Origin of the sequence: Haloarcula sp. NS06, from assembly GCF_051122755.1 — an archaeon.
In the GTDB taxonomy this organism is placed as follows: Archaea; Halobacteriota; Halobacteria; order Halobacteriales; family Haloarculaceae; genus Haloarcula.
The window spans coordinates 3,058,069-3,082,487 of record NZ_CP184844.1 but is presented as its reverse complement, the minus strand read 5'-3'; the positions used below and the strand labels follow the sequence as shown (position 1 = coordinate 3,082,487).

Annotated in this window: 28 protein-coding genes and 2 pseudogenes; 22 read left to right on the top strand and 8 right to left on the bottom strand. The window is 62.0% G+C overall.

Annotated elements, in window-relative coordinates:
- Positions 1–57: 57 nt before the first annotated feature.
- The 7 genes from ACODNH_RS19665 to ACODNH_RS19635 all read left to right on the top strand — a co-directional run bounded on the left by ACODNH_RS19665 (position 58) and on the right by ACODNH_RS19635 (position 4,656).
- Positions 58–717, top strand: a complete 660-nt coding sequence (locus tag ACODNH_RS19665) for a helix-turn-helix domain-containing protein (protein ID WP_434530915.1) — start codon at positions 58–60, stop codon at positions 715–717.
- Between the two features lie 95 nt (positions 718–812).
- The gene (locus tag ACODNH_RS19660) at positions 813–1,478 is read left to right on the top strand and encodes an HD domain-containing protein (RefSeq protein WP_434530914.1); all 666 of its coding nucleotides are present in this window, start codon (positions 813–815) and stop codon (positions 1,476–1,478) included.
- Positions 1,479–1,533: 55 nt separating this feature from the next.
- Positions 1,534–1,851: a DUF5783 family protein gene (locus tag ACODNH_RS19655; protein ID WP_434530913.1), complete on the top strand. Its 318-nt coding sequence runs from the start codon at positions 1,534–1,536 to the stop codon at positions 1,849–1,851.
- Positions 1,852–1,990: 139 nt separating this feature from the next.
- Complete coding sequence (locus ACODNH_RS19650; RefSeq protein WP_306707353.1) at positions 1,991–2,509, top strand: TRAM domain-containing protein; 519 nt, start codon at positions 1,991–1,993, stop codon at positions 2,507–2,509.
- Positions 2,510–2,616: 107 nt separating this feature from the next.
- Positions 2,617–3,237, top strand: a complete 621-nt coding sequence (locus tag ACODNH_RS19645; protein ID WP_434530912.1) for a molybdopterin-binding protein — start codon at positions 2,617–2,619, stop codon at positions 3,235–3,237.
- A gap of 44 nt (positions 3,238–3,281) precedes the next feature.
- Positions 3,282–3,755 (top strand): cyclic pyranopterin monophosphate synthase MoaC, encoded by a 474-nt coding sequence (gene moaC / locus ACODNH_RS19640; RefSeq protein ID WP_434530911.1) that lies wholly within the window; start codon positions 3,282–3,284, stop codon positions 3,753–3,755.
- A gap of 73 nt (positions 3,756–3,828) precedes the next feature.
- Entirely contained in the window at positions 3,829–4,656 is an 828-nt protein-coding gene (locus tag ACODNH_RS19635; protein ID WP_434530910.1) for a molybdopterin synthase, read from the top strand.
- A gap of 31 nt (positions 4,657–4,687) precedes the next feature.
- On the opposite strand, the gene ACODNH_RS19630 is transcribed toward ACODNH_RS19635, so the two are convergent.
- Both ACODNH_RS19630 and ACODNH_RS19625 read right to left on the bottom strand, forming a co-directional pair.
- A complete protein-coding gene (locus ACODNH_RS19630; RefSeq protein ID WP_306707346.1) occupies positions 4,688–5,488 on the bottom strand; it encodes an ABC transporter permease in 801 nt (266 codons plus the stop codon).
- Positions 5,463–6,344 (bottom strand): extracellular solute-binding protein, encoded by an 882-nt coding sequence (locus ACODNH_RS19625; RefSeq protein ID WP_434530909.1) that lies wholly within the window; start codon positions 6,342–6,344, stop codon positions 5,463–5,465. The genes ACODNH_RS19630 and ACODNH_RS19625 overlap by 26 nt, the downstream gene beginning before the upstream one ends.
- Before the next feature lie 117 nt (positions 6,345–6,461).
- Between ACODNH_RS19625 and thiC the strand changes: the two genes are divergently transcribed.
- The 3 genes from thiC (at position 6,462) to ACODNH_RS19610 (ending at position 9,025) form a co-directional block, all read left to right on the top strand.
- Positions 6,462–7,904 (top strand): phosphomethylpyrimidine synthase ThiC, encoded by a 1,443-nt coding sequence (gene thiC / locus ACODNH_RS19620; protein WP_434530908.1) that lies wholly within the window; start codon positions 6,462–6,464, stop codon positions 7,902–7,904.
- Positions 7,891–8,016, top strand: a complete 126-nt coding sequence (locus ACODNH_RS19615) for a hypothetical protein (RefSeq protein ID WP_434530907.1) — start codon at positions 7,891–7,893, stop codon at positions 8,014–8,016. The genes thiC and ACODNH_RS19615 overlap by 14 nt, the downstream gene beginning before the upstream one ends.
- Positions 8,017–8,200: 184 nt before the next feature.
- On the top strand, positions 8,201–9,025 hold the full coding sequence (locus tag ACODNH_RS19610; RefSeq protein ID WP_434530906.1) for a hypothetical protein: 825 nt from the start codon (positions 8,201–8,203) through the stop codon (positions 9,023–9,025).
- An 18-nt stretch (positions 9,026–9,043) separates the two neighbouring features.
- Here ACODNH_RS19610 and ACODNH_RS19605 read toward each other — a convergent pair whose 3' ends face one another.
- Positions 9,044–9,613, bottom strand: a complete 570-nt coding sequence (locus ACODNH_RS19605) for an NUDIX hydrolase (RefSeq protein ID WP_434530905.1) — start codon at positions 9,611–9,613, stop codon at positions 9,044–9,046.
- A gap of 641 nt (positions 9,614–10,254) precedes the next feature.
- On the opposite strand from ACODNH_RS19605, the gene ACODNH_RS19600 reads away from it, so the two are divergent.
- From ACODNH_RS19600 to ACODNH_RS19570, 7 genes and pseudogenes are all read left to right on the top strand, one after another.
- Positions 10,255–10,440 (top strand): hypothetical protein, encoded by a 186-nt coding sequence (locus tag ACODNH_RS19600; protein WP_004515500.1) that lies wholly within the window; start codon positions 10,255–10,257, stop codon positions 10,438–10,440.
- Between the two features lie 7 nt (positions 10,441–10,447).
- The gene (locus tag ACODNH_RS19595) at positions 10,448–10,873 is read left to right on the top strand and encodes an RNA-binding protein (RefSeq protein ID WP_306707331.1); all 426 of its coding nucleotides are present in this window, start codon (positions 10,448–10,450) and stop codon (positions 10,871–10,873) included.
- Positions 10,873–11,580 (top strand): RNase P subunit p30 family protein, encoded by a 708-nt coding sequence (locus ACODNH_RS19590; protein ID WP_434530904.1) that lies wholly within the window; start codon positions 10,873–10,875, stop codon positions 11,578–11,580. The genes ACODNH_RS19595 and ACODNH_RS19590 overlap by 1 nt, the downstream gene beginning before the upstream one ends.
- A gap of 141 nt (positions 11,581–11,721) precedes the next feature.
- The gene (locus tag ACODNH_RS19585; RefSeq protein WP_306707327.1) at positions 11,722–12,144 is read left to right on the top strand and encodes a DUF2391 domain-containing protein; all 423 of its coding nucleotides are present in this window, start codon (positions 11,722–11,724) and stop codon (positions 12,142–12,144) included.
- Positions 12,145–12,254: 110 nt separating this feature from the next.
- Complete coding sequence (locus ACODNH_RS19580; protein WP_306707325.1) at positions 12,255–12,740, top strand: Rpp14/Pop5 family protein; 486 nt, start codon at positions 12,255–12,257, stop codon at positions 12,738–12,740.
- Positions 12,741–12,742: 2 nt separating this feature from the next.
- Positions 12,743–13,524, top strand: a pseudogene (gene psmA, locus ACODNH_RS19575) (archaeal proteasome endopeptidase complex subunit alpha).
- Positions 13,525–13,610: 86 nt separating this feature from the next.
- Positions 13,611–14,339, top strand: a complete 729-nt coding sequence (locus ACODNH_RS19570; RefSeq protein WP_058995435.1) for a ribosome assembly factor SBDS — start codon at positions 13,611–13,613, stop codon at positions 14,337–14,339.
- A gap of 15 nt (positions 14,340–14,354) precedes the next feature.
- Here ACODNH_RS19570 and ACODNH_RS19565 read toward each other — a convergent pair whose 3' ends face one another.
- Positions 14,355–14,702: an FUN14 domain-containing protein gene (locus ACODNH_RS19565; protein ID WP_306707321.1), complete on the bottom strand. Its 348-nt coding sequence runs from the start codon at positions 14,700–14,702 to the stop codon at positions 14,355–14,357.
- A gap of 204 nt (positions 14,703–14,906) precedes the next feature.
- Here ACODNH_RS19565 and katG point away from each other — a divergent pair, with 204 nt between their 5' ends.
- Together katG and hflX are read left to right on the top strand one after the other, a co-directional pair.
- Positions 14,907–17,102, top strand: coding sequence for a catalase/peroxidase HPI (gene katG / locus ACODNH_RS19560; RefSeq protein WP_306707318.1), 2,196 nt, complete (start codon positions 14,907–14,909; stop codon positions 17,100–17,102).
- A 185-nt stretch (positions 17,103–17,287) separates the two neighbouring features.
- Positions 17,288–18,598: a GTPase HflX gene (gene hflX, locus ACODNH_RS19555; RefSeq protein ID WP_434530903.1), complete on the top strand. Its 1,311-nt coding sequence runs from the start codon at positions 17,288–17,290 to the stop codon at positions 18,596–18,598.
- A 7-nt stretch (positions 18,599–18,605) separates the two neighbouring features.
- Here hflX and ACODNH_RS19550 read toward each other — a convergent pair.
- The 3 genes and pseudogenes from ACODNH_RS19550 to ACODNH_RS19540 form a co-directional block, all read right to left on the bottom strand.
- Positions 18,606–20,047, bottom strand: a pseudogene (locus ACODNH_RS19550) (NAD(P)H-hydrate dehydratase).
- Positions 20,048–20,093: 46 nt separating this feature from the next.
- Positions 20,094–20,417, bottom strand: coding sequence for an acylphosphatase (locus ACODNH_RS19545; protein WP_373567952.1), 324 nt, complete (start codon positions 20,415–20,417; stop codon positions 20,094–20,096).
- Positions 20,418–20,422: 5 nt separating this feature from the next.
- Complete coding sequence (locus ACODNH_RS19540) at positions 20,423–21,331, bottom strand: DNA-3-methyladenine glycosylase family protein (protein ID WP_306707310.1); 909 nt, start codon at positions 21,329–21,331, stop codon at positions 20,423–20,425.
- Positions 21,332–21,581: 250 nt separating this feature from the next.
- Between ACODNH_RS19540 and ACODNH_RS19535 the strand changes: the two genes are divergently transcribed.
- A complete protein-coding gene (locus ACODNH_RS19535; RefSeq protein ID WP_306707308.1) occupies positions 21,582–22,055 on the top strand; it encodes a DUF555 domain-containing protein in 474 nt (157 codons plus the stop codon).
- Positions 22,056–22,194: 139 nt separating this feature from the next.
- On the opposite strand, the gene ACODNH_RS19530 is transcribed toward ACODNH_RS19535, so the two are convergent.
- Positions 22,195–22,431, bottom strand: coding sequence for a UPF0058 family protein (locus ACODNH_RS19530; protein WP_306707306.1), 237 nt, complete (start codon positions 22,429–22,431; stop codon positions 22,195–22,197).
- A gap of 285 nt (positions 22,432–22,716) precedes the next feature.
- On the opposite strand from ACODNH_RS19530, the gene ACODNH_RS19525 reads away from it, so the two are divergent.
- Positions 22,717–23,550: a VOC family protein gene (locus ACODNH_RS19525; RefSeq protein ID WP_306707304.1), complete on the top strand. Its 834-nt coding sequence runs from the start codon at positions 22,717–22,719 to the stop codon at positions 23,548–23,550.
- A gap of 166 nt (positions 23,551–23,716) precedes the next feature.
- Positions 23,717–24,355, top strand: coding sequence for an alpha/beta hydrolase (locus tag ACODNH_RS19520; protein WP_434530902.1), 639 nt, complete (start codon positions 23,717–23,719; stop codon positions 24,353–24,355).
- Positions 24,356–24,419: the final 64 nt, after the last annotated feature.

Below are 24,419 nucleotides of genomic sequence, written 5' to 3'. Positions count from 1 at the left end.
TTTTATCCGAACATGTTCGCACAGACCTTCTTATGTCAGCCGGGGCAACTCTCAGACATGTCGGGCCGAATGCTCGCCGAGGTCGAAGTGTTCGGCCCCCGGTCCTGCCACGTACAGCCACACGCCGACGAGGAGTGGTCAGTGTCGTCGGTCTCCCGGAGCGTAACGAGTGTTGATGCTGACCCCGTCATCGAAGATTTCACCCTCAAAGGCGGCGACGAGCCGCCATCAGTGCTACAGACTGATGATTTGAACGTCGATCACGTGTTCGCCTACGAGCAGCGACACGTTTTCCAACTGTCCAGAGCGGCCGGGCAGGGCTGCGTGTGTGAACGTATCGAAGCAGCCGGTTGCGTTGTTCATGAGTTCTCGGCGGACACTGAATCCATCGTCGTCACGTTTCTCGTCGACGATGTTCCGACCCTGCGAGAGATTGTTGACGACCTCCAGTCGGAGGGTGATACTGTCAAACTCCGGCGGCTACTGGAAGACACGTCTACAGAGACGGACCGGCCGGTCGTGCTTGACCGCGCGAAACTGACCGGCCGCCAGCGCGAGGTACTGACTCGTGCCCATGAGATGGGCTATTTCGAACATCCGCGCGATGCGACCGCCGGTGACGTGGCCGACGCACTGGATATCTCCACCTCGACGTTTACCGAGCATCTCGCTGCGGCTCAGCGAAAACTCCTCGACGACCTGCTTGACTCCCGCTGATACGGACATCGCCGCGACCCACTGGCATGTGTCACTAAGTCTGATATATTTCATAGCAGTTATTCCAGCCGGAACGCGAGGTGTCACCGCCGCCAATGACACAGGAACTAGGTCCCCTTGCTCGAACGCTGTCGCTGCCGTACTACGAAGACGCCCTCCCAGCGCACGACCAGTTTCACGCCAAGCGAGTCCGAGATATCGCGCTTCGCCTCGCGGGCGACTACGACGGCTCGGTCGACCGGGATGTCCTCGCTGCGTCGGCGTGGTTACACGATATCGGTCGGCCCCGGGAGCGGGCCGGTGAAATCGATGACCACGACGAATGGGCCACGCTGGAAGCCGCGCAACTACTCGCGGCCGAAGGCGTGGCACCCGACCGAATCGACCGTATCAAACACTGCATTCGAGCACACAGTATCCGCACAAGTTCTCCGGAGCCGAAAACACTGGAGGCGAAACTCCTCTTCGACGCGGACAAACTCGACGCCGCCGGAGCACGCGGACTCGTCCGACTGGCCTGTATCGTCGGCGAGCGGTCTGGGCGGATGGGTGAGAAATACGCCGTCATCGATGACACGTCAGCGACCGACCTCGAATCGTCGGCGTCTCCGGATATCGCACTGCTTCAGGACTGGGCGCAGGAACGGTTAGACATGCTGTACACCCAACCCGGCCGGCGTCTCGGCCGGACGCGTCAGGAATTCATGGACGAGTTTTTCACGCAATTCGCCAATGAAATCGGGGTTATGGGGGAGTCGTAAGCGGCGTCCACGGAGTCACAGAACCCTTTACCCTCGCCCCGGCGACACTGCATCCATGACCGAGTTCGACGCCGAGAAGTTCGACGAGAAATATGTCCACTACTTCGAGGAGCTCGAAACGGCGTACTCGAACGCGTATCAAGAGTTACACGGGCAATACGACTCCGAGGTCCTCCGTGGGATCGACCGGCAGATTCTCAGCGAGAGCGGGCCGGTGTACGAGGGCGACGGGACGTTCAGCATCCGGCTGCCCGACGACACTGCGGCGCGTGCGCAGTCATTGCCGGGGGACGAAGCGACGTTCGACACAGTGCTGTCGGCGTTCACTGACGCTATCGAGCGCGAACTCCGTCGGCTGTTTGAATTCGAGTAATCGCCTCGTTCTGCTCGACGGCTTGCTCGATAGCGGGCGTGTACAGCCTGTTTACCACTCCTTCCAGCAGCGCTTGGTCCGGCGAATCGAAAACACCAGAATCAATGCAGTTCCGGTACTAGCCCAACCAATTATACTAATGGCGACCGATTCAGATCTTCACTGTCTCTTTACCGCACCCGTTGAGGAGCAGCATGACTCGTACGTGATCGAAATTCCGAAACAAGAGGTCGAACTGGGGACGCTGGCCCCTGAGACGCTGTACCGGATCGCACTGTTCCAGTCGGCGGCTGAAGCACCCACGTCCCAGTCACAGTCAAGTTCCCAATCCAGGCCTGATCCGCAGTCCAGTTCCAACTCCAAGTCAGAGCCACAGTCCGGTTCACAATCCGGGTCGCAGTCCGATTCGCGGTCCGACGAGCCAAGCAGGGAACCGGAGTTCGGACCGTCGTCCCCGCCCGTTGCCGAGGGTGAGACGCGCGTGGTCGAAATCGAGAACATCGGCGACAAAGGCGATGGGGTCGCGCGTATCGACGGCGGGTACGTCGTCATCGTCTCCGACGCGGATGTCGGCGAGCGCCTCCGCGTCGAGATGGACCAGGTCCGCGAGAACGTGGCCTTCGCGGAGATCGTCGAACGGCTCCCGTACTACGAGTAAGCTGCCGGTCCCGTCGGCCGGCTCCTGCCTTCGCATGCTGCCGGAGTTAGCGCGACTGTCGGTCACGCAGCCGAGGGTATATTTTTCCGCCGCCTATCATCTCCCGTATGGGACACGACCACGATGAAACGACCGGCCACGACGAGGCGGGCCACAGCCACGGCGAACATAGCCACGACCACCGAGAGCACGAACACGACAGTGACCACGACCATAGCCACGGAGAACACACCCATGACGACCATCACGCTCACGACGCCGAAGGGGTTGACATAGGGGTTCTCACAGTTTCTACCTCCAGAACACTCGATGATGACCCGGCGGGCGACATCATTGCCGCGGCCTGCGAAGACGCGGGCCACGAAATCGCCGAGCGCCGCCTCGTTGCGGACGAGATGGACGCTATCGGAGATGCCGTCGCCGCCCTGCTGGATGAGGGTGTCGACGTGGTTCTGACGACCGGCGGGACGGGGCTCACGCCCGACGACGTGACCGTCGATGCTATCGAACCACTGTTCGACCGGGCCGTTCCTGGCTTCGGCGAGCTGTTCCGCTGGCTCTCCTACGAGGAAGTCGGGCCGATGGCGATGGCGTCACGCGCCACTGCCGGCATCGTCGACGACCGTCTGGTATTCTGTCTCCCTGGCAGCGAGAACGCCGCTCGGACGGGTGCAGAGAAACTCGTCGCGCCAGCCGTGGGCCACCTGCTAGGGCTCGTCCGCCGGTAGCATGGACCCGCACGGTTTTGGGCCGGCGTCGGCTACGGACAGCTATGTCCGAGGAGTTCACGCACGTCGACGAGTCGGGGGACGCACAGATGGTCGATGTGGGCGACAAGGCCGAGAGCCAGCGCCGCGCGGTCGCGCGCGGACAGATTCGGCTCACCGAGTCCACGCTGGCGGCCATCGACGCCGACGAGGTGGAAAAAGGCGACGTGCTGGCGACAGCCCGTATCGGCGCGATTCAGGCGGTAAAACACACCTGGGAGACGGTGCCGATGTGCCACCAGATCCCCATCACCAACGTCGAAGTCGAGTTCACTGTCAACGACGATGCCGTCGAAATCACGGTCGCCGTCGAGACGGTCGGCAAGACCGGCTGCGAGATGGAAGCGCTGGAGGGTGTGACAACCGGCCTCAACGTCGTTTGGGACATGGTGAAGGCCAACGAGAAAGACGACAACGGCGAGTACCCCACGACGGCAATCCAGAACGTCCGCGTCGTCGAGAAAACTGTCGACCGCTGAGACGGGGCAACTGACGACAGTTGCGCCGCTGTTATGAAAAAGGTCTATCTACGTCGCCCTGCTACTGGTGTGCATGCAAGTCCTCGGTATCGTCGGCCACTCCGAGTCGGGGAAGACCACGCTGGTCGAGCGGTTGACACAGTGGCTCTCCGGGACCGGCCGTGTCGCGACGGTGAAACACTGCACGCACGCGCCGGACGTCGACACGGACGGGAAAGACACGGCTCGACACCGCGACGCCGGCGCGGGCGAGACGGTCGCGCTTACCGACGACGGCGAGTGGTACGCGACGGGACAGTCGCGGACGCTCGATGAGACGTTGGACGCGCTCGCGCCCGACTACGACTACGCACTCGTCGAGGGATATTCGGACGCGAGCATCCCCAAAGTCGTCCTCGGCGACCGCGAGGTCGCCGACCCGGTCGTGCATCGCGCGCCCCATGGCGCGGACGCTGACCTCGACGAGATCGTCACCGCGATGGAGGAGCGAGACCCGTACATCACGCTGGAAACACTCGTCGCCGACATAAAGCGGGACCCGGACGAAGTCTACTCCGGCGCAATAGCGACGTTCACCGGGCGTGTCCGCGCACAAGAGGGGCCGGAGGACCCGCCGACGGAGTTGCTGGAGTTCGAGCGCTACGACGAGGTCGCCGCCGAGAAGATGGCCACGCTTCGCCGGGACCTCGAAGCGCGGGACGGTATCTACGCGGTCCGGCTTCACCACAAAACCGGCGTGGTCGACGCTGGCGAGGACATTGTTTTCGTCGTCATCTTGGCCGGCCACCGAACTGAGGCGTTCCGCGCCGTCGAAGACGGCATCAACCGGCTGAAAGAGGAAGTGCCGCTGTTCAAGAAGGAGGTCACCGTTGACGAGGAGTTCTGGGCACACGAGCGGTAAGCCGGCGGTGCGACTTTTTCTGCGGTGACCGCTATCGCCATGGCGCCGCCCGCAGTGCATGGACCACCAGCAGCGTGCCGAGTGCGACGCCGAGCAGCACTACTGCCACGGGCAGCGCCGCATCCAATCCGTCAGAGATGAACGAGGCCCAGATCTGCACGGGGAGCGTCCGCGGGTAGTACGCCAGCATCATCGTCGCGCCGAACTCCCCCATTGCGCGTGCAAAGGTCAGTACGAGTCCGGCGAGCAGCCCGGGCTTTGCGAGCGGGACCGTCACTGAACGCATTGTCCCGACCCAGTCGCGTCCGAGTGAGCGTGAGGCTTCTTCGAGTCGGTCGTCAATGCCATCGAAGGCGGCCTTAGCGGTGACGACGAAGAACGGCGACGCGACGAACGTCTGGGCGGCGACGACGCCAAGCAGCGACCGCGTCAGTGCTAGGTCGGTAAGTCCCCCGAGTCCGTTCGGGCCGACGACGGTCAACAGCAACATCCCGCTGACGACCGGCGGGAGGACGAGGGGGAGGACGACGACGCCCATCGCTGCGGTCGCCAGCACGCTGGTGTTTCGCGAGAGCCAGTAGGCAAGCGGGAGGCCGAACACGACAGCGATGGTCGTACTGCCGAGTGCGGCAACGAGAGACGTGATTGCAGCGTTGATGACGTACGTCTCTGTCAGACTCGTCAGCAGCGCTGTCGGGGAGTACGTGATAACGAGCACCAGCACCGGAACGACAAAATACAGGAGCAGCACCGCTCCCAGCACGGGAACGAGCTCGCGCACGCCGACCGTATGGCCGGCTCTGGTCTCACCGCGTGACAGTGCTCGGGACATCTCCCACTAGTCGAGGATACGCCTGGCGGAGGGTAAATCCGTGTGGTGCGAGCCAGTCACCGGACAGGACTGCCTCGAAGGCTGTACGCGTCGCTTCTTGATTATCACGGCGGACAGCTCCGTACTCGATAGGGCTGCCAGTAATTGTCGTGCCGTTCGGCAGCTCGTAGCTGGTGGTCTGATACTGTTCGGCGTATGCGGGGTCGCCAAGATGTATCTCCGGCGGAAACTCCCGGAACGGGTAGTCCCGTTCGACCGCCATGCTCCGGTAGACGAAGGCGGCGTCGACGGCCCCCGTCTCGAACTGTGCGAGCAGTTGTGTCTCGGGGTACGTCTGGTCCGGCGAGAGGACTGCACCGGCCAAGCTAGGCTCATCGTAGTAGGTGGCTGCGAGGGACAGCACGAACAGCGTTCGATACCCAAGCGGGTCAAGCGCCGGGTCAGTGCGGCCGAGCGAGACACTGTCACGTTTGAGCGGGGCGTACCACGGCTCTGCGTCCGCAATGCGGGTCCCGGCGTCCGTCTCTGGGTTGTACGCAAGCACCATCTCGTTGCTGGCAATCACCGCGTGCCAGGCGGTGTCCATGACCCGGTCGAACAGGGTCGGGTCCGCCAGGGCGACAATAGCCGGGTCGCGTTTCCCATCGGCGACCAGCCGGGCGGCCTGCACTGACCCGCGGGCTTCGACGGCGAGTTCGACACCCGTTTGGGGTTGAAGCGTCTCACTGGCCGCTTTTTGCAAACTCCCCGCGACCAGTACGTCTACCCGTTCCTGACCGAATGCCCCACACCCTGCGGTTGCGGCGACACCACTCCCCAGTGCCGCGAGTACTGCACGCCGGGTTTGCTGGGCCATTATTCGCTCATTTCTCGTTCGGGTACATCGGTGTTGGGGTTGTTCCCAGTATTGACAGGGTGTCTTTCACGCGTTCGACCATAGTGATTTATAATCCGATAGTATAACCTAGTGATTATGACGCAGATGGCAGCAGCGCGGAACGGAACTGTCACCGAAGAGATGGCGCGAGTCGCAGAACGCGAAGGTGTCGACCCGGCGTTCGTCCGGCAACAAGTCGCTGACGGACAGGCGGTGATCCCATCAAACGTCGGCCACGACTCACTTGACCCGATGATTATCGGCCGGGAGTTTGCGACGAAAGTCAACGCAAACATCGGTAACAGCGAAGAGACAAGCGATATTGAGGGCGAACTGGAGAAGCTCCACACAGCTGTTCACTACGGTGCAGACACGGTGATGGACCTCTCGACTGGGAGTAACCTCGACGAGATACGGTCGGCCAACGTCGAGCATTCGCCGGTCCCCATTGGAACAGTTCCCATCTACGAGGCGGTCAAGCGCGCTAGCGACCCGAGCGAGATCACCCACGAACTGCTGCTTGACGTCATCGAGAAGCAGGCAAAGCAGGGCGTCGACTATATGACCATCCACGCCGGCGTCCGGATGGAACACCTGTCGTTGACTGACGGCCGCAAAACGGGGATTGTCTCCCGTGGTGGGTCCATTCTCGCCCAGTGGATCGAGGAGAATGGGATGGAGAATCCACTGTACACGAAATTCGAGGATATCTGCGAGATATTCCACGAATACGACGTGACCTTCAGCCTCGGCGACGGCCTCCGGCCGGGCTGTCTCGCCGACGCCGGCGACGACGCACAGTTCGCCGAACTGGATACGCTCGGGGAACTCACGCGGACCGCTTGGGAGCACGACGTGCAGGTGATGGTCGAGGGACCCGGCCACGTCCCGATGGATCAGGTCGCCGAGCAAGTCGAACGTCAACAGGAGGCCTGTGACGGCGCACCGTTCTACGTGCTCGGCCCGCTCGTGACCGACGTTGCGCCGGGCTACGACCATATTACGAGCGCTATCGGCGCGACGGAGGCGGGCCGTGCCGGTGCGGCGATGCTCTGCTACGTGACTCCCAAGGAGCATCTCGGCCTCCCGGAGAAATCCGATGTGCGAGACGGACTTGCGGCCTATCGTATCGCTGCGCACGCCGCCGACGTGGCAAACGGCCGCGAGGGGGCACGGGACTGGGACGACGCTCTCTCGGAAGCCCGGTACGCCTTCGACTGGCGAGAGCAGTTCGACCTGGCGCTGGACCCAGACCGCGCCCGCGAGTACCACGACCAGACGCTCCCCGGTGACAACTACAAGGAGGCGCGCTTTTGCTCGATGTGTGGCGTAGAGTTCTGTTCGATGCGTATCGATCAGGATGCACGATCTGATGGCGACATGGAGTCGATTGAGGCCGACGCTGACGACCGGACTGCGATTGAAGACTCGCCAGCGGCAGAAGTAAACCGGCCGCCGGTCGGTACCCATGATGAGGCCGACATCCCCGGCTCTGACGCTGATATGCCCACTGATACGGAGGGTCGTGCCGACGATTAGCACGGCGATAGTTCTTTATAATCGGTGTTCGTTCATTGAAATGATGCAAAAGAAAGTCATCGCCCTCGTCGCGGTCATGGCGCTTGCCCTCGCGTACGTCGTCAAGCGGTAAGGCTGCGCGAATCAGCTGTATCGCCCTCTGAACCTACTACCGGCCGCCCTGCCCACTGGTCCTCAACGGCATTGTATTGGGTCGGGTCCCATGATGGTCGGTAGTATTTTTTGGCTTCTGCGCTGTCAGCGGCAGCGCCGTCGCTTTCCGAACCCTTACCCGGCGAACCGCCGTACCAGCGTGCATGTACGGCGTCGTCACCCGTAACGAGGAAGAGACGGAGTGGTCCGAGTTCGACCGGGCGTTCTATGAGGTCAAGGATGTGACCGGCCGCGCTGTCGAACCGATTACGGGCGCGGTAAACATGGTATCCTGTTTCGGCGACAATGCAGTCGAAAGCGAGGAGGACCTGCTTGCGTTCGACGACGAGGGGACGCCGGCGACACGGAATCAGCCCTACTTCGACTGGACGTACGTCTGCCCGACCCACGACCGCTACCGTGAGGGCCTGCTCGACATCATTGAGGAGGCCGCCGCCGTCAATGAGGACGTCCGCCTCGACGACGTGGGCTTTCCCCGGGACGAGTACTGCCACTGTGACCGTTGCGAGCAGCGCTTCGCCGACAGCGAGTTCGAGGACTGGTCGGCCTGGCGCAGCAACGTCATCACGGAGTTCGTCGCCGAAGCTCGCGAGCGCGTGCCCGGGAAGATGTATCTCACGCTGTATCCCGACCCCTACCCCGGCCACCTCGAAGCCCGCTCGGGCGTCGCGGTCGACGATATCGCTGAGTACGTCGATGAATTTGTCGTCCCTATCTATGACATGGCGTATTCGACGACCTACTGGCTAGAGATTCTCGCGAAAGGCTGGCAAGACCGCCTCTCGACTTCGTTCAGCATCGAACTGTACGCCGTCGATGTGGACTTTGACGACCTCTCGAAGGCCGTTGAGGTGGCCGATGAGTACGCCGAAACCGTGCTGTTCGGCTACGACGCCAGCAACGCCCGTGCGACCATCCGGCGGATGAACGCCGACGCTCGCGACGGGCAATCGTTCGGGCCGGAGTAACGGCCCCGCTTCGGTGGCTTACGCCCCGTCGCCAAACCGCTGTCCGCGCCACTCTAAAATCTCCTCGCGGTCGCGCGTGTCGGCCGGCAGTTCGTCGAACCACCGGGCCTCACTGATTTCGTGGTCCGGGTCGTCGACGGCAATGTCGGTCGTCTCTGCGTGCGCCTCGTACACTGGCAGCACGCCCCAGGCCATATTGCCGTCGCAGTAGAACTCGATCCGCCCGAGCATCCCAAGTCCCTTGATAGTCGCCTCGATACCGCTCTCCTCGCCTAATTCCCGTAGTGCGGCCTCCTGCAGCGATTCGCCTTCGTCGAGCTCCCCGCCGGGCAGAACCCACAGGTCGACGCCCTCGTGGCGGACGAGCAGGAGTTCGCCGGAGGGTCTGTAAGCCAGCGTGTGCGCGCCGTATGGTGCGCCGTGGTCCCGGGCGACGGTAGCCACGTCCCGGAACCGATTCCGCGGGACGTTGCGGTGGCGCGTGAACTCGACAAAACCCGTGTAGCGCTTCCGGAGGTCGTGATACGTCTGTTCGGCCGTTTGACAGGCCTTATCGGAGAGGAACCACAGGTCGTCGACACTCGTCATCTGTGTCCTATCTGTGTCTGACACCTCGACGAAACAAGCGTCTCGATGGGGGAAAGCGGTGGATTGATCATGTCGATGGGTAGTTTCGAGAGTCCCATAACAGTTGTTGTGACAGATCGGCTGTCGTGGCGGATCTTGGGCGGTTTCGCCACCGTATCCGTTGCGCTGCTGACACTGGTGGGGAAGTTGCAGACACGGATACACGTCTGGTCTGGCTCATTCGAAGCGAAACACGGGAAGAGGTCCGAACAAGGATAGCCACGCTCCCGTGTAGCAGGAACTCTTTGGCTATTGCGACGACCTGACGGTTCGTCTAACCATTCGATCTGTACGCCTTTGCGTTCCGTGGTTGACAGAACGCATGCGAATGTGGAGCTCCCCGGTACTTAATTCTATTCCTCTAATAAAATATTTAGACCAGTCTAATAAACGTCGGGCCTTTCGAAGCGGAAGCGATAGAGAACAATGTGAACAGTCATCGCTGCCCGGCACACCGCCCGAGCTACGCTGTCTGTGGATTGTCGCTGTCCCGATTTGTCCATACAGGACGTGTCACAGGTACATTCTCTGACCACGTCCGCGGTTGGGCCGAGCAAACCCGAATCAGTCCCTTTTTGACGAGCCACCGAGTACCGCCGGGTATGGCATTCGAAGAGGACGACAGCGTTATTCTCCACGACGAGCACAGCGACTACGACGGCGAGGAAGGCACCATCACGCAGGTCGTCGAGACGATGTTCGGCGACGCCAACTACACGGTTTCCTTCGAGGACGGCCAGGAACAGGGCGTCCCCGAGGATAACCTCGAAGCCGCCGAGGACGAGTAGGGCCACAATGTCGTCGGTTCCGTTCCACTACGTCGACCTCCGGACTTTCTGCTACGCAACAGAGGATGACAAGCGTATCGAGGAAGCGCTCCGGACGTTCCTCCCTGAGGACTACCCTATTGAGCGCGCACAGAGCGAGGGGCACTACGGCGACCGGATTATCGTCCTTTCGGCTCGCGTCGAGAACGCCGACGACATCCGGCACGTGCTCACACAAGTAGCGTCAGCGCCGGACATTGACGCGGTGCGTGCGGAACTTGACGACCGGGTCGACGACAACTGCTCGTTTTTCCTCACGTTCGACAAACAGGCCGCGTTCGGCGGGAGCGTGGAACGCGGCGACGGCATCACGCTCCGGGCGAAAGTCGAGGCCTACCCCGCAAAGCGGGAGAAGGCCGTCGAAAACGCCCGCGAACTCCTAGAGGAGTTGTGATGTACGAGGCCGTCTACGCTCATCCTGACGGCGACAGCACTGTCGCCCGACACGCGCTGACGGCCGCCGATTCAGAATACGACGGTATCGTCGTCAGGAACCACGGCGACGAGCAAGCGGACTACGACGCCGAGGCCATCAGCGACGCCTACGGGGTTGATATCGCGGCGGGCGTCGAGGTCCGAGCGGACGACCCCTCACGGGCCAGCGGTTTCGTCGGGAACTACCGGAGCGACCGAACGGTCGTCGTCGTTCACGGCGGCAACCGCCGAATCAATCGGTTCGCGGTCGAGCAACCATCCGTCGACGTGCTCGCCCATCCGATGCGTGAGGACGGCGATTTCAACCACGTGCTGGCGAACGCGGCGGCCGACAACGGTGTCCGCGTCGAGTTCGACTTCGGCCCGGTGCTCCGGGCCTCCGGCGGCAGTCGCGTTCGGGCTATCAAGGAACTGCGGAAACTGCGAGAACTCATCGAGGACGCTGGTGCACCCTTTGTCGTTTCAGCGTCGCCGAGCTCCCATCTCCAGATTCGTGCCCCACGGGACATCATCGCCGTCGGGGAGACCATCGGATTCGACGCTGATACCGTCCGGGAGGGCCTTGCAGAGTGGGGCCGCGTCGTGGAGCGCAACCGGGAACGCCAAAGCGACGCCGTCATCGAACCGGGTGTCCGACTCGAACGCGACGGGGACGACACTGAGTAACCGGCGCTGATACCACTCTCACTGGACGGTATCGGTTCTGTGTAGGATGTAGCGGTGCAGCCCGTCCGCTTTTTGTCACGGCACGTCAGCCGACTGACTTGACCCGAACGCGTTTGCATTCGACCGGAGTACACGAGACGTATGAAAGAACGACAAAAGCACAAGCTCGCGGACACGGCTCAACAAATCGTCGGCGGGTTCCTGCTGTCCGGCCCGTTCGTCGTGACTCAGGAGGTGTGGGCGCTCGCGCTGAACATGACCGTCTTCCACAACGTGTTCCTCGTCTGTATTGTCGCTGCCATCGGCTACGGTGGGCTATACGGCGCTGACAACGACCGTAACCCCAGACGCGAAGCCGCGGTCGCCGGCGTCCCGGTCCGGTTCATCTCTGTCCTGGTTGTCGCGTTCGGCTCCGTCGGAACGCTCGCAATCGCGGTCACGGCTCCCGACCAGTTCCTGGGTGACCTTCCCCTGGCTGACCAGATGGTCGTCACGTTCCGCGCCGTCAGCGTCGGGGCTGTGTTCAGCGTCGTCGGCGCGGTGACGACTGATAGCCTGTTCTGACGCGACGCCGGACCAACTCGTTTCCCGGGGTACTGTGCTGTGTGACCGGGGCTGACTACTGCCGACTCCCACACCGGACTGCTCATTGTCCTCCGCGCTAACGCTGGCGTATGAAACACCTCCCAAAGCATCTCCGGCCCCGGTGGCGCTATCTCGCCGTCGGTATCGAGACGTGGCCGAATGCCTCCTTCGGTCGCCGGGCGTTCCAGCGCGAGGTGTGGTACGCCGCCCAGAACCTGCTGGGGGACACCGGCAGCGCCGAGACGGATATGACCGTCCTCCAGTTCCACGGCTACGACGGCACGGCCGAAGCTATCGTCCGGACCAGACGCGGCCAGACGGACCCGGCACGGGCCGCGCTGACCTGTCTGGACAGCGTCGATAACGATGACGTTCGGGTCCGTGTCCGGGGGATTAGCGGCACCGTGCGTGCCTGTGAAGAAAAGTATATACGCGGGCCGCCGGAATCCACTGAACAGAGACACGTCGTGTTCGAGAACGCAGACCGGAGCGCTACTGTTCGGCCTCCGCGCTACGATGTCGAAACGGCCTCCGACGTTGCGTTCGTCGGCGCGACAGCACTCGATTTCCGATAACTATGCAGGGACAAAATCAACAGCAGGCCTACGACCGCGGGATCACTATTTCTCGCCGGACGGACGCCTCTACCAGGTCGAGTACGCCCGCGAAGCGGTCAAACGCGGCACAGCAAGTATCGGCGTCAGAACAAGCGACGGCGTCGTTCTCGCCGTGGACAAGCGCATCCGATCGCCGCTGATGGAGCGCTCCTCGGTCGAGAAGATCCACAAGGCCGACGACCACATCGGCATCGCCTCGGCCGGCCACGTCGCTGACGCCCGACAGCTCATCGACTTCGCCCGCCGACAGGCGCAGGTGAACCAGCTCCGCTACGGCGAGCCGGTCGGCGTCGAGACCCTCACCAAGGAAATCACCGACTACATCCAGCAGTACACGCAGGTCGGTGGCGCGCGCCCGTTCGGTGTCGCCCTCATCATCGGCGGCATCGTCAACGGCGAGCCGCGCCTGTTCGAGACCGATCCCTCCGGGACGCCCTACGAGTGGAAGGCCCTCGCCGTCGGGGCCGACCGCGGCGACATCCGGGACTACCTCGAAGAGCACTACGACGAAGGGATGGACCTTGACGAGGGCGTCGACCTCGCACTGGCCGCCCTCGCGTCGGTCAACGAAGACGGACTCACGCCGGAAGGCATCGGCGTCGCTACGGTTGACGTGGAAACGGAGACATTCGGTCAGCTGACCGACGAGGAGAAAGAGACCCACCTCGCAGAGGCTGATCTGCTTGATACCGGCGAAGACGTGGACGACGAAGGCGAAGACGAAGACGCCACCGAAGAGTAACTCTTCCGGCGGCCCTCGCGGGCGACTGGACTTTTTTGTCCGACCACGCAGTAAGGCCTTTAACTGGCCCACTGCTACCGACGGGTATGATATCGCTTGACGAGGCGGTGACGGCGCGCCTCGAATCCCACGGTCAACGGTTCGAGGTACTGGTGGATCCGGACGCTGCGCTGGCGATAAAACGTGATGACTTCGACGACGACCTTGAGGACGTTATCGCGGCGGAGGACGTGTTCGAGGACGCCTCGCGAGGGGACCGACCGCCCGAGAATATGCTCGAAGAGGTGTTTGACACGACCGATCCGATGGCTATCATTCCCGAAGTTATCAAGCGGGGAGAGATTCAGATCACGGCCGACCAGCGCCGTGAAATGCAGGAACAAAAGCACAAACAGCTCATCCAGCGGATTACGCGTAACGCGGTCAATCCGCAGATGGACGACGCGCCACACCCGCCGGAGCGAATCGAGTCCGCCCTCGAAGAAACGGATTTCAGAGTTGACCCGATGGAGCCCGTCGAGGCGCAGGTCGACGACGCCCTCGATGCGCTCCGACCAGTCATCCCAATCCGGTTTGATGAGGTCACCGTCGCCGTGCAGGTCCCCGCGGATTACGCCGGGAGCGCCCAGGCACAGATCCGTCAGTTCGGCGACCTCGAACGCGAGGAGTGGCAGTCCGACGGCTCGTGGGTCGGCGTCATGACGTTCCCGGCCGGCCTGCAGAACGACTTCTATGACGTGGTGAACGAGCACACAAGCGGCGAGGCGGAGACCCAAATCATCAAAGACGAAGACGATATCAGTACACGCGGCTGACGCCGCGACGTCGCGTTACCCCTTCTTGAATCCGACGAGAAACCCGGCCGTAAAACCGGCGCTGACCGGCAGGGCCGAGAGCAGCGACGTGATCCAGGACGGTGGTTGTGTCGCCGTCGCGTTCCCGGCAGTGCCAGTTGCGTTCTGTGCGGCCCCGCCTATTGCGTCCCAGTTCACCTGCAGGATGCCGCGTGTCTCAAGGAACTTGAACAGCGCCAGCTCAATGCCGACGATGACGGCAATGAGTTTTGCGATCTTCTTGGCGGCGAACCCGATGATCCCGCCGATAAGGCCGCCACCACCGAATTCGAGGCCCATCTGCTGGAGGCCCAACCCATCTAGTTGGAGTACGAACTCACCCATACCGCGTACCTGACCGCCTGCTTTTAAATCCTTTGTGCTCCCTTTGGCGCATTCACTGTTATACACAGCTTCTGCTACAGAGATGTGGCATCGTTGCTACCCGGGTGTCCCAAAGAACTCAGGGAATTATTTTTCACACGGTGCTATTTCTTTACTCATATCCAAAGATTTGTATTCGAGGGACGAATCCTTCTTACTGTTAAGATGGCAGAAACACCGAATTCCGATATGAGCAGTGCCGCAGGCGGACGTTCGAAGCGACCAAAATCTAACCAGGACTGGTGGCCAAATAAGCTGAACCTCGAAATCCTCGACCAGAACACCCGGGATGTCGGCCCGATGGAGGATGACTTTGATTACGCCGAAGAGTTCCAGAAGCTCGACCTCGAAGCGGTGAAGTCGGATCTCGAAGAGCTGATGACGTCCTCCCAGGACTGGTGGCCGGCTGACTACGGCCACTACGGGCCACTGTTCATCCGGATGGCCTGGCACAGTGCCGGGACGTACCGGACCGCCGACGGTCGCGGCGGCGCGGCTGGCGGTCGACAGCGCTTTGCACCGATCAACAGCTGGCCGGATAACGCGAACCTCGACAAGGCGCGACGGCTGCTCCTGCCGATCAAACAGAAATACGGCCGCAAGATCTCCTGGGCCGATCTGATGATCCTCGCAGGGAACGTCGCTATCGAGTCGATGGGATTCAAGACCTTTGGCTACGCTGGCGGCCGCGAGGATGCGTTCGAGGAGGATAAGGCTGTCAATTGGGGGCCAGAAGACGAGTTCGAGACCCAGGAGCGCTTCGACGAGCCGGGCGAAATCGAAGAAGGGCTCGGTGCCTCTGTGATGGGTCTCATCTACGTGAACCCGGAAGGGCCGGACGGCAACCCGGACCCGGAGGCGTCGGCGAAGAACATCCGGCAGACGTTCGACCGGATGGCGATGAACGACAAAGAGACAGCCGCGCTCATCGCCGGCGGACACACGTTTGGCAAAGTTCACGGCGCTGACGACCCCGAGGAGAACCTCGGTCCCGAGCCGGAAGCGGCCCCAATCGAGCAACAGGGCCTCGGGTGGCAGAACAAGAACGGCAACAGCAAGGGCGGCGAGATGATTACGAGCGGTATCGAAGGGCCGTGGACCCAGTCGCCGACTGAGTGGGACATGGGGTATATCAACAACCTGCTTGACTACGAGTGGGAACCGGAGAAGGGTCCCGGTGGCGCGTGGCAGTGGGCCCCCAAGAGCGAGGAGCTGAAAAACAGCGTGCCGGACGCCCACGATCCGTCCGAGAAGCAGACGCCGATGATGCTCACGACGGATATCGCCCTGAAGCAAGATCCGGATTACCGAGAGGTCATGGAGACCTTCCAGGAGAACCCAATGGAGTTCGGGATGAACTTCGCGAAGGCCTGGTATAAGCTGACCCACCGCGACATGGGGCCGCCCGAGCGATTCCTCGGTCCGGAGGTTCCTGACGAGGAGATGATCTGGCAGGACCCGCTCCCGGACGCTGACTACGGCCTCATCGGGGACGCAGAAATCGCCGAGCTCAAGGAAGAAATCCTCGACTCGGATCTCTCCATCACCCAGCTCGTCAAGACCGCGTGGGCGTCAGCATCGACCTACCGCGACAGCGATAAGCGCGGCGGCGCCAATGGCGCTCGTCTCCGACTCGAACCCCAGAAGAACTGGGAAGTCAACGAGCCGGAGCAGCTGGAGACGGTTCTGGAGACGCTCAAAAACATCCAGACAGAGTTCAACGACTCACGCTCCGACGGGACGCAGGTCTCGCTTGCTGATCTGATCGTGCTGGGCGGCAACGCGGCCGTCGAGCAGGCAGCAGCGAACGCCGGCTACGATGTCGAAATCCCGTTCGAACCCGGCCGAGTGGATGCCGGGCCGGAACACACCGACGCCCCCTCCTTCGACGCCCTCAAGCCGAAGGTCGACGGGGCTCGAAACTACATCCAGGACGACATCACGCGACCAGCCGAGGAAGTGCTGGTCGACAACGCGGATCTGCTGAACCTGACGGCCTCGGAACTGACGGCGCTGATCGGCGGCATGCGTTCGATCGGTGCGAACTACCAGGACACCGACCTCGGCGTCTTGACCGACGAACCGGAGACGCTGACCAACGACTTCTTCGTGAACCTGCTGGACATGGGCACGGAGTGGGAGCCCGCAGCGGACTCGGAACACCGGTATAAGGGCCTCGACCGCGACACCGGCGAGGTCAAGTGGGAAGCCACACGCATCGACCTCATCTTCGGCTCGAACGACCGGCTCCGGGCCATCTCGGAAGTCTACGGCTCTGCCGACGCGGAAGAGACGCTCGTCCACGACTTCGTGGACACGTGGAGCAAGGTCATGAAGCTCGACCGCTTCGACCTCGAATAGGCCGGAGCGAACGCCACCGCCGTGGTGGCTGTATCCAGCTATCGCGAGACAGAACGGTCAGAAGGTAGTAACCAACCGCCGCTGCCCTTCAGTATCTGCCATTTTACCGCTTTCCGCCGGCGCACTGGACGTTACTGCGAGCCGCCCGGGGGGTTAAATAATCGGACGCCGTATCTTCACAACGAGTGACGGCGACACACACCACCGAACGAGCGGTCATCGCGAAGCGCGTCGACAGTGGCACCGCCGACACGACAGAAATCCGGGACCTCGCCCGGGCGGCCGGGTACGATGTCGTCGGCGAAGTGACACAGACCAGAACGGAGGACCCGGCGTACCACCTCGGCGAGGGGAAGGTAACCCGACTGAGCAACGCGGTCGCCCGTGAAGAGGCTGCTGTCGTCATCTTCGACAACCAGCTCGGCCCGTACCAGACGTACAACATCGGGAACGAACTCCCCGTGCGAGTGCGCGTCATCGACCGTTTCCGGCTTATCCTCGAAATCTTCGGCCAGCGAGCCCAGACTCGAAAGGCCCAGCTGCAGGTCGAACTCGCGGAGCTACGCTACGAACTCCCGCGTGCCGAGGCCAAGGCGAGCCTGGCCAAACGCGACGAGCGCCCGGGGTTCATGGGCCTCGGCGAGTACGACGAGTCCCGCGAAGAGGACATCAAAAAGCAGATCGCCAACATCCGGGACGAGCTGGAATCCATCGAGGAGACCGAGCGACACCGTCGGGAACAGCGCCGGGAGTCCGGCTTCGACCTCGTTGCCCTCGCCGGCTACACCAACGCCGGAAAATCAACACTCCTGCGCCGCCTCGCTGACGACCTCGACGTTGACGAGAACGACGACCTCCATCCTGACCTCGACACCACGGCAGAGAGCGAGGACCGCCTGTTCACGACGCTCGGGACGACCACTCGCCGCGCCGAAGTCGGGAAGCGCGAAGTGCTGGTCACCGACACGGTTGGGTTCATTCAGGACCTCCCGCACTGGCTCGTCGAGTCGTTCAAGTCCACGCTGGGGTCGGTGTATCACGCCGATCTCGTCTTGCTCGTTGTCGATGTCTCCGAATCGGTCGAGGAAATCCGGGAGAAACTGGTGACGAGCCACGATACGCTGTACGAGCGCAACGAAGCCCCCATCGTCACGGTCCTCAACAAGACCGACATGGTTGACGACGAGGAGGTCCGTCGCAAGAAAGACGCACTCTCGTCGCTGGCCCCGAACCCCGTCGCCGTCAGCGCCAAACAGGGGCTCAACATGGATGACCTCACGGACCGCATCGACCACGAACTGCCGGACTACGAGCACGAACGGCTCGTCCTCCCGATGACCGACGATACGATGAGTCTCGTCTCGTGGATTCACGACCACGCCAGCGTCGAGACGGTCGATTACGGCGACCAGGTAGTCATCGAGTTCGAGGCGCGGCCGGCAATCATCGAGCAGTCCCGGGCGAAAGCGGGGGACTTGGTCGGTGCGTCGGCCTGATTACGATCTACGGCTCTGCTTCTCGCTGCCACAGAACACTTGGTATCTCGTCTAGCAAGTCCGTCGCAACCAGTCCGTAGCCGCGGTCGTCAACGACGCGGTCACCGACACTGCCGACAGTGTAGGCGGCGATGGCAGCCGCATCAAGTGGATCCTGAACGGAGGCGAGTGCGCCCGTCACACCTGCGAGCACGTCGCCGGTTCCGCCGACCGTCATTCCCGGATTGCCCGTCCGGCCCACGCGGGTCCGCTCCCCATCGGAGACGATGTCGTACGGACCTTTGACTAGCAGCGTCTGGCCGACCTCCGCCGCGAAGGACTCCACTACGTCCGCCCGTTCCTGCCAGTCCTCGGCTGTCTCACCACCCATACCGAGCAGTTCGCCCTGATGGGGTGTGCAGATGAGTTCCGCGTCCGTTTCGATGTCCGGGACTACCGACAGCGCGTCGGCGTCGACGACGGCCGTTCCTTCGAATCCGGACAGCAGGTCCGCAACAGCATCCAGCGTCGCGTCGGCATCTCCGAGCCCCGGTCCAACAATCAGCGTGTCGTGGTCTGCCGCCAGTTCGGCGAGGCGGTCGACGTGCGGCGGCGCGAGGTGATCCCCGTCGAAGGGTCTGAGGATGAGGTTCTCGCTGTAGGACTGGATCTCGCGAGCGACGACAGCGGGGCAGGCGACTCGAACGAGGTCGGCCCCGCTTCTGAGGGCGGCCTGTGCCGTGAGCGCCGGTGCACCGGTGTACGGGCCGCCACCGACGACCAGCACCTCGCCGTTGTCGCCCTTGTGGCTCGCCGGGTCACGTTCGAGTCGCGTGAGGTCACCTCGCTCAATGAACAGCTCCGCCGCGTCGGGGATGCCGATGTCGGCAACGGTGACCGGCACGTCGAGGGCGGGCAGGCCGGGCTTGGTGTCATGAAACGTGACGACGTGGTCGGCGTCGACAGCGTTCTCGGCCAGCCGCCCTGTTTCAGCGTCGAGGCCGGACGGGACATCGACAGAGAGGACGGTCGCGTCGCTCTCGTTCATGCTTGTGGCAGCCGTCGCCGCCGGTTCCCGGAGGTCGCCGGTGATACCCGTGCCCAGCATCGCGTCGACGACGACATCGGGGGTTCCAAGCTCAGCGCCGAAGAATCTCTGACCGTCTCTGTCGGGTACTCAGCGTGCTGGAGGGCTTCCCAGTTCTCTCTGGCAATCGTCGTCGAGATGGCACCCGGACGCCCAAGTAACAAGACGCGAAGGTCGTAGTCGTCGAGGAAACGGGCGGCGACGAGCGCGTCCCCACCGTTGTTTCCCCGTCCGGCGACGATAGTGACCTGTTCGCCGGGATCAGCGATGGAACCGACCGCCCGTGCGACGGCGTGGCCGGACGACTCCATCAACTGCTTACGCGGGACACCGAGCGCGGCAGCGTTCTCATCGACGACACCCATTTCGGAGCCGGTGAGCATATCCGCGGGTTCGCCCGCCAGTGAAGTAACTCTACGGGACGGCGGCCTACCAGCGGACCTCGAAGCCGTCGACACCCTCCGGGTCCTCGTACTCGACTTCGACGTCGGTCACGTTCGCGCGGTCGCTCCCCTCGTGGCAGAACTCGATCATCGCCTCAACGTCGGCTTCAGGGCCTTCGAACACTGCTTCGACACAGCCGTCGTCGAGGTTCCGGACCCACCCGTTGACTCCTTGGTCCTGTGCGCGCTCCCGTGTGGTCGCTCTGTAATAGACGCCCTGAACACGACCGGAGACGAACACGTGTGCTCGCGTGCGAGTCATATCCGAGGATTTGCCGGCGGCCTCCGTTATACTGTCGCCTTCCGCCACGCGTGTCAGTCTTCGTTGCTGCCCGTTCGGAGGTAATGGAACAGATACGTCTGTGTGTAGCCGGCGTACTCACAACCCAGTGCTGCCCGGATAGCCCGCGACGTGTCGGTGTAGTTCCCCTGCTCGCACTCCGGATAGTACTCCTCGATTGTTGTCCGGATCCAGGTGTCTAGCGGGACCGCTTCGAGGTAATCAAGCGAGAACAGCAACACGCAATCTGCGACCTTGTCGCCGACGCCGACGAAGCGGGTGAGCGATTCTCTGGCGTCCTCGTAGTCAAGGCCGACAGCTTCCTCGGGGTCGGCCTCGCCGCTTGCGACCATTTCCGCGGTACGCTGGACGTACGGCGCACGATAGCCCAGTCCGAGGTCCCGGAGCCGTTCTTCTGTCGTTTCAGCCAGCGCCGATGGCGTCGGATAGGCGTTGTACGTTCGCCCGCTGAACTCTATCTCTTCGCCGAACGTATCACGGAGCGCCTGCTGCATACTGTGTATTCGGGCGACACGCATCTGGGCTGAACAGATGAACGAGATGAGGGACCCGAACGGGGAGTCCTGAACCAGTCGCAACCCCCAGAACGTCTCATAGGCCGACTGAACCACGTCGTCGTCCGGTGCTGTCGTCCGAATCGCGGTGAGGTCGTCGTCAAGCCGAAGGAGTCGCCTGAGGTCCACTTCGGCATCAATCGTCGATTCCCATTCGAGCATCCCATCCCGCTGCCGGACACGGATGACCTCTGGTGACCCATCCCGGCGGACTGTCGTCCAGTACCAGGCGTCCCCGCCGGTTGCGCCCTCGCGCTGGTACATCTCGCCGTCGTCCCGGTTCCAGAGATAGGACTGCCCGCTCTCGACAGTTGCCTGCAAATCGATACCGCCTGCCAGCGACCCAACATCAATGACGCCCTGTTCCATTGTCTGTGTGTACGGACCCAGAGGTAATGGCGTTACGAGTTTCGCTCGTATTGGGTTTGTACGCGCACCACCAACACAGGGACCGTCGTTGTCTCACTTGTCACTGGTTTTGTCGTCGTGATGTTTTGGAGCGCTCGTACGTCTACCACTCGATTGGGCGCTCCGTCTCTCTTACCCCGGATATCCGTACCGTATGGTACACACTGGTTCAGGGCTAACCTTCATTATATTGGGAAACAAACATACTGGCATGAATTGCCGAGTTGTTGTCGAGGCCGCAGTCCCAGTATACGACGTGGCATCTGCGGACGAGGCAGTTCGTATCGCCATCTCGAAAACGGGGGAGATGCTGAACCCCGACCTCAACTACGTCGAGATCAACATGGGGGATCGGCACTGTCCACACTGCGGCGAGACACTGGAACCCGCGTTTCTCGCAGCTGACGAGAGTCTCGTCGCACTCGAACTGGAGATGACCGTCTTCAACGTCGAACGAGACGAACACGCCGCCCGAATTGCACGCAAGGAGATCGGGCAACGGCTCGAAAACATCCCGCTCGATGTGCTCGAAATCGAAGAGATTCCGGAGGAGTCTGACGAGACGACAGAAGACGAGTCCTCGTCCGCAGAGTCGGAAGCCGACACCGATGACCTGTCGTCGGACCAATCCACGGACGAATCGGACGACGTGTTACCCGAGTTCGAGGAATTAATCGATGAGTAAGCCCGGCTCCTGAGCAGCAAGGGCAGATCTGTGCTACACTCTCGAATTATAGAACTTCTAACATATATCTGACAGCTGTTATATAGCCACTAATTGCATTGCTTGGCGGCAAAACTGCGGTAGAAACTACGGAGTTTCGTTAGTCCGCGGCGGCAGAAACAGGCTCTTTGGTTTCGTCGGCCATCTCAGAGGCAATACCGTCAGCAATCGCAAAGACAGCGGCCTTGTGGTCTGTTTTCGACTTGTGAATCGATGTCGGCTTAACGCCCAGTTCCGCGTATTCGTCGTGGTCCACTTCCGTCCCGGATTCGGCTTCGTAGTGGTTCTGTACCTGTGCAAGCAGGCCGTGAAGGTGGATGAGCTCCTGCTTTTTCATAGTCAACCCAAGGTAACAACTCGAAGGTTATAGTACTACTCTGATGAAGGTTAACACACGTCTCTGCTAGTAATACGTAATAGTTTATGCATAATTCTCCGTTCGATGTATATTCTGAGTATTTTACACTAAATTTTATCAATTCTCCAAAGACATCGCTGTATGCTAGCAAAGATCAATACCTCGATCATGAACTGCGGTAGGTCGAACACTGTTGCCTCAAACTTATTGTGGGTATCTGTGGCTGGCACCCAGGATTATGGGCTGTCTACACCTACTATCGGTATGGATCAGGCGACTCTTTCATCGGAAGCCGAGATCGGCCGGGTGGCCCTGACCGTTGCTGACCCCTCTCCGGCTGTCGATTTCTACCGTGATGTTGTTGGCCTGCAGGTACTAGACTCGGGCAGCGACTGGACGGTACTCGGTGCGGGAGGACAGGCGCTTCTGGTTCTGAACCATCGGCCGGACGCACCAGCGAGGGATGCTTCAGAGACTGGGCTGTATCACGTCGCGTTTCGCGTTCCATCGCGAGCGGCACTGGGTGATGCTCTCCGTCGCATCGACTCCGAGTGGACACTCGACGGTGCATCGGACCACGGTGTCAGCGAGGCGCTGTATCTGTCGGACCCGGCCGGTAACGGCGTCGAGATCTACCGTGACTTTCCGCAGGCATCGTGGGGTGAGACACCGTCGGGGCACGTCGAAATGGTAACTGAACTCCTCGACACGCAGTCAGTCGCGGCTGCTGCGACCGGCGAACAGTCGATGCCCGCCGACTCCGACATCGGGCACGTACATCTAGAAGTCTCGTCAGTGGAGACAGCCCGGTCGTTCTACGCCAACGCACTCGGACTGCGCGTCAGGGCCACGTACGACGGCGCGGTGTTCTTGGCGGCCGGTGACTACCACCACCACATCGGGGCCAACGTCTGGCAGCGGCGGTCCAGACCCCACACCGGGCAGGGGCTGGCGTGGTTCGAGATTCGACTCCCCGACGAAGCGACTCTTGAGGCGGCAGAGAAGCGCCTCCGTCAGTCCGACTATACTGTCGCGGAAACCGATGCCGGTCTCACAGTGCACGACGGCGACGACATCGAACTCCGCCTGCGAACTTGAATACGGGACATTTCGACCGATTGACCGATGTGCCAAGTCAAGTGTCTTCGCGCGCTATCTGGAGTATGCACACGACACGGTGGCTGACTACGGTGACCGGGCGAACTGGAAGAGAAACCGACTGCACGGGCGTGACAGGACGAAGCCAACGACCGGAAGGAGAGCGATGAGCGGCCCCCACCAAGGTCAGCAACTCGTGACCGCCGGAACCGCGCTGTCGGAGGCGAGCGCGGCAGCGGTGCTGGTCCACGGCCGGGGTGCAACTGCCCGGAGTATCGTCCAGATGGGCGCCGAGTTCCAGCAGGACGGGCTGGCCCTGCTTGCGCCCCAGGCCGCGCGGAACACCTGGTACCCCAACTCCTTCCTCTCGCCAGTCGACCAGAACGAGCCCGGTCGGTCATCGGGGCTGCAAGCTATCGAGGACGCCATCACGAAGGCAGAAGAAGCCGGGATTCCGACCGATAGCGTGCTCGTTCTCGGTTTCTCACAGGGAGCCTGTCTCGCGAGCGAGTTCGTCGCTCGAAACCCACAGCGCTACGGCGGTCTTGTAGCCCTCAGTGGCGGTCTCATCGGCGAGTCTATCGATGAAAGCGAGTACGAGGGCGACATCGAGGAGACGCCGGTGTTCTTGGGCTGTAGCGACGTCGACCCGCACATTCCCGAAGAGCGCGTTCACGTCACGGCCTCGGTCTTCGAGCAACTGAACGGAGACGTTGAGGAACGCATCTACGAGGGGATGGGCCACGGCGTGAACGAGGACGAACTGGCGTACGTCTCGTCGCTGGTCGCTACTCTCGTCGATTAGGCGGTCCGACCGCTGGCACGCTCGCCGAAATTCCCTCAATGAGTGGCCGAGCAGGGAGTTACCG

Bases quoted from the DNA above. Each gene is read 5' to 3' on its own strand.
- ACODNH_RS19665 (WP_434530915.1), top strand. From the start codon at position 58: ATGTCGGGCCGAATGCTCGCCGAGGTCGAAGTGTTCGGCCCCCGGTCC.
- ACODNH_RS19660 (WP_434530914.1), top strand. From the start codon at position 813: ATGACACAGGAACTAGGTCCCCTTGCTCGAACGCTGTCGCTGCCGTAC.
- ACODNH_RS19655 (WP_434530913.1), top strand. From the start codon at position 1,534: ATGACCGAGTTCGACGCCGAGAAGTTCGACGAGAAATATGTCCACTAC.
- ACODNH_RS19650 (WP_306707353.1), top strand. From the start codon at position 1,991: ATGGCGACCGATTCAGATCTTCACTGTCTCTTTACCGCACCCGTTGAG.
- ACODNH_RS19645 (WP_434530912.1), top strand. From the start codon at position 2,617: ATGGGACACGACCACGATGAAACGACCGGCCACGACGAGGCGGGCCAC.
- moaC (WP_434530911.1), top strand. From the start codon at position 3,282: ATGTCCGAGGAGTTCACGCACGTCGACGAGTCGGGGGACGCACAGATG.
- ACODNH_RS19635 (WP_434530910.1), top strand. From the start codon at position 3,829: ATGCAAGTCCTCGGTATCGTCGGCCACTCCGAGTCGGGGAAGACCACG.
- ACODNH_RS19630 (WP_306707346.1), bottom strand. From the start codon at position 5,488: ATGTCCCGAGCACTGTCACGCGGTGAGACCAGAGCCGGCCATACGGTC.
- ACODNH_RS19625 (WP_434530909.1), bottom strand. From the start codon at position 6,344: ATGGCCCAGCAAACCCGGCGTGCAGTACTCGCGGCACTGGGGAGTGGT.
- thiC (WP_434530908.1), top strand. From the start codon at position 6,462: ATGACGCAGATGGCAGCAGCGCGGAACGGAACTGTCACCGAAGAGATG.
- ACODNH_RS19610 (WP_434530906.1), top strand. From the start codon at position 8,201: ATGTACGGCGTCGTCACCCGTAACGAGGAAGAGACGGAGTGGTCCGAG.
- ACODNH_RS19605 (WP_434530905.1), bottom strand. From the start codon at position 9,613: ATGACGAGTGTCGACGACCTGTGGTTCCTCTCCGATAAGGCCTGTCAA.
- ACODNH_RS19600 (WP_004515500.1), top strand. From the start codon at position 10,255: ATGGCATTCGAAGAGGACGACAGCGTTATTCTCCACGACGAGCACAGC.
- ACODNH_RS19595 (WP_306707331.1), top strand. From the start codon at position 10,448: ATGTCGTCGGTTCCGTTCCACTACGTCGACCTCCGGACTTTCTGCTAC.
- ACODNH_RS19590 (WP_434530904.1), top strand. From the start codon at position 10,873: ATGTACGAGGCCGTCTACGCTCATCCTGACGGCGACAGCACTGTCGCC.
- ACODNH_RS19585 (WP_306707327.1), top strand. From the start codon at position 11,722: ATGAAAGAACGACAAAAGCACAAGCTCGCGGACACGGCTCAACAAATC.
- ACODNH_RS19580 (WP_306707325.1), top strand. From the start codon at position 12,255: ATGAAACACCTCCCAAAGCATCTCCGGCCCCGGTGGCGCTATCTCGCC.
- ACODNH_RS19570 (WP_058995435.1), top strand. From the start codon at position 13,611: ATGATATCGCTTGACGAGGCGGTGACGGCGCGCCTCGAATCCCACGGT.
- ACODNH_RS19565 (WP_306707321.1), bottom strand. From the start codon at position 14,702: ATGGGTGAGTTCGTACTCCAACTAGATGGGTTGGGCCTCCAGCAGATG.
- katG (WP_306707318.1), top strand. From the start codon at position 14,907: ATGGCAGAAACACCGAATTCCGATATGAGCAGTGCCGCAGGCGGACGT.
- ACODNH_RS19540 (WP_306707310.1), bottom strand. From the start codon at position 21,331: ATGGAACAGGGCGTCATTGATGTTGGGTCGCTGGCAGGCGGTATCGAT.
- ACODNH_RS19535 (WP_306707308.1), top strand. From the start codon at position 21,582: ATGAATTGCCGAGTTGTTGTCGAGGCCGCAGTCCCAGTATACGACGTG.
- ACODNH_RS19530 (WP_306707306.1), bottom strand. From the start codon at position 22,431: ATGAAAAAGCAGGAGCTCATCCACCTTCACGGCCTGCTTGCACAGGTA.
- ACODNH_RS19525 (WP_306707304.1), top strand. From the start codon at position 22,717: ATGGATCAGGCGACTCTTTCATCGGAAGCCGAGATCGGCCGGGTGGCC.
- ACODNH_RS19520 (WP_434530902.1), top strand. From the start codon at position 23,717: ATGAGCGGCCCCCACCAAGGTCAGCAACTCGTGACCGCCGGAACCGCG.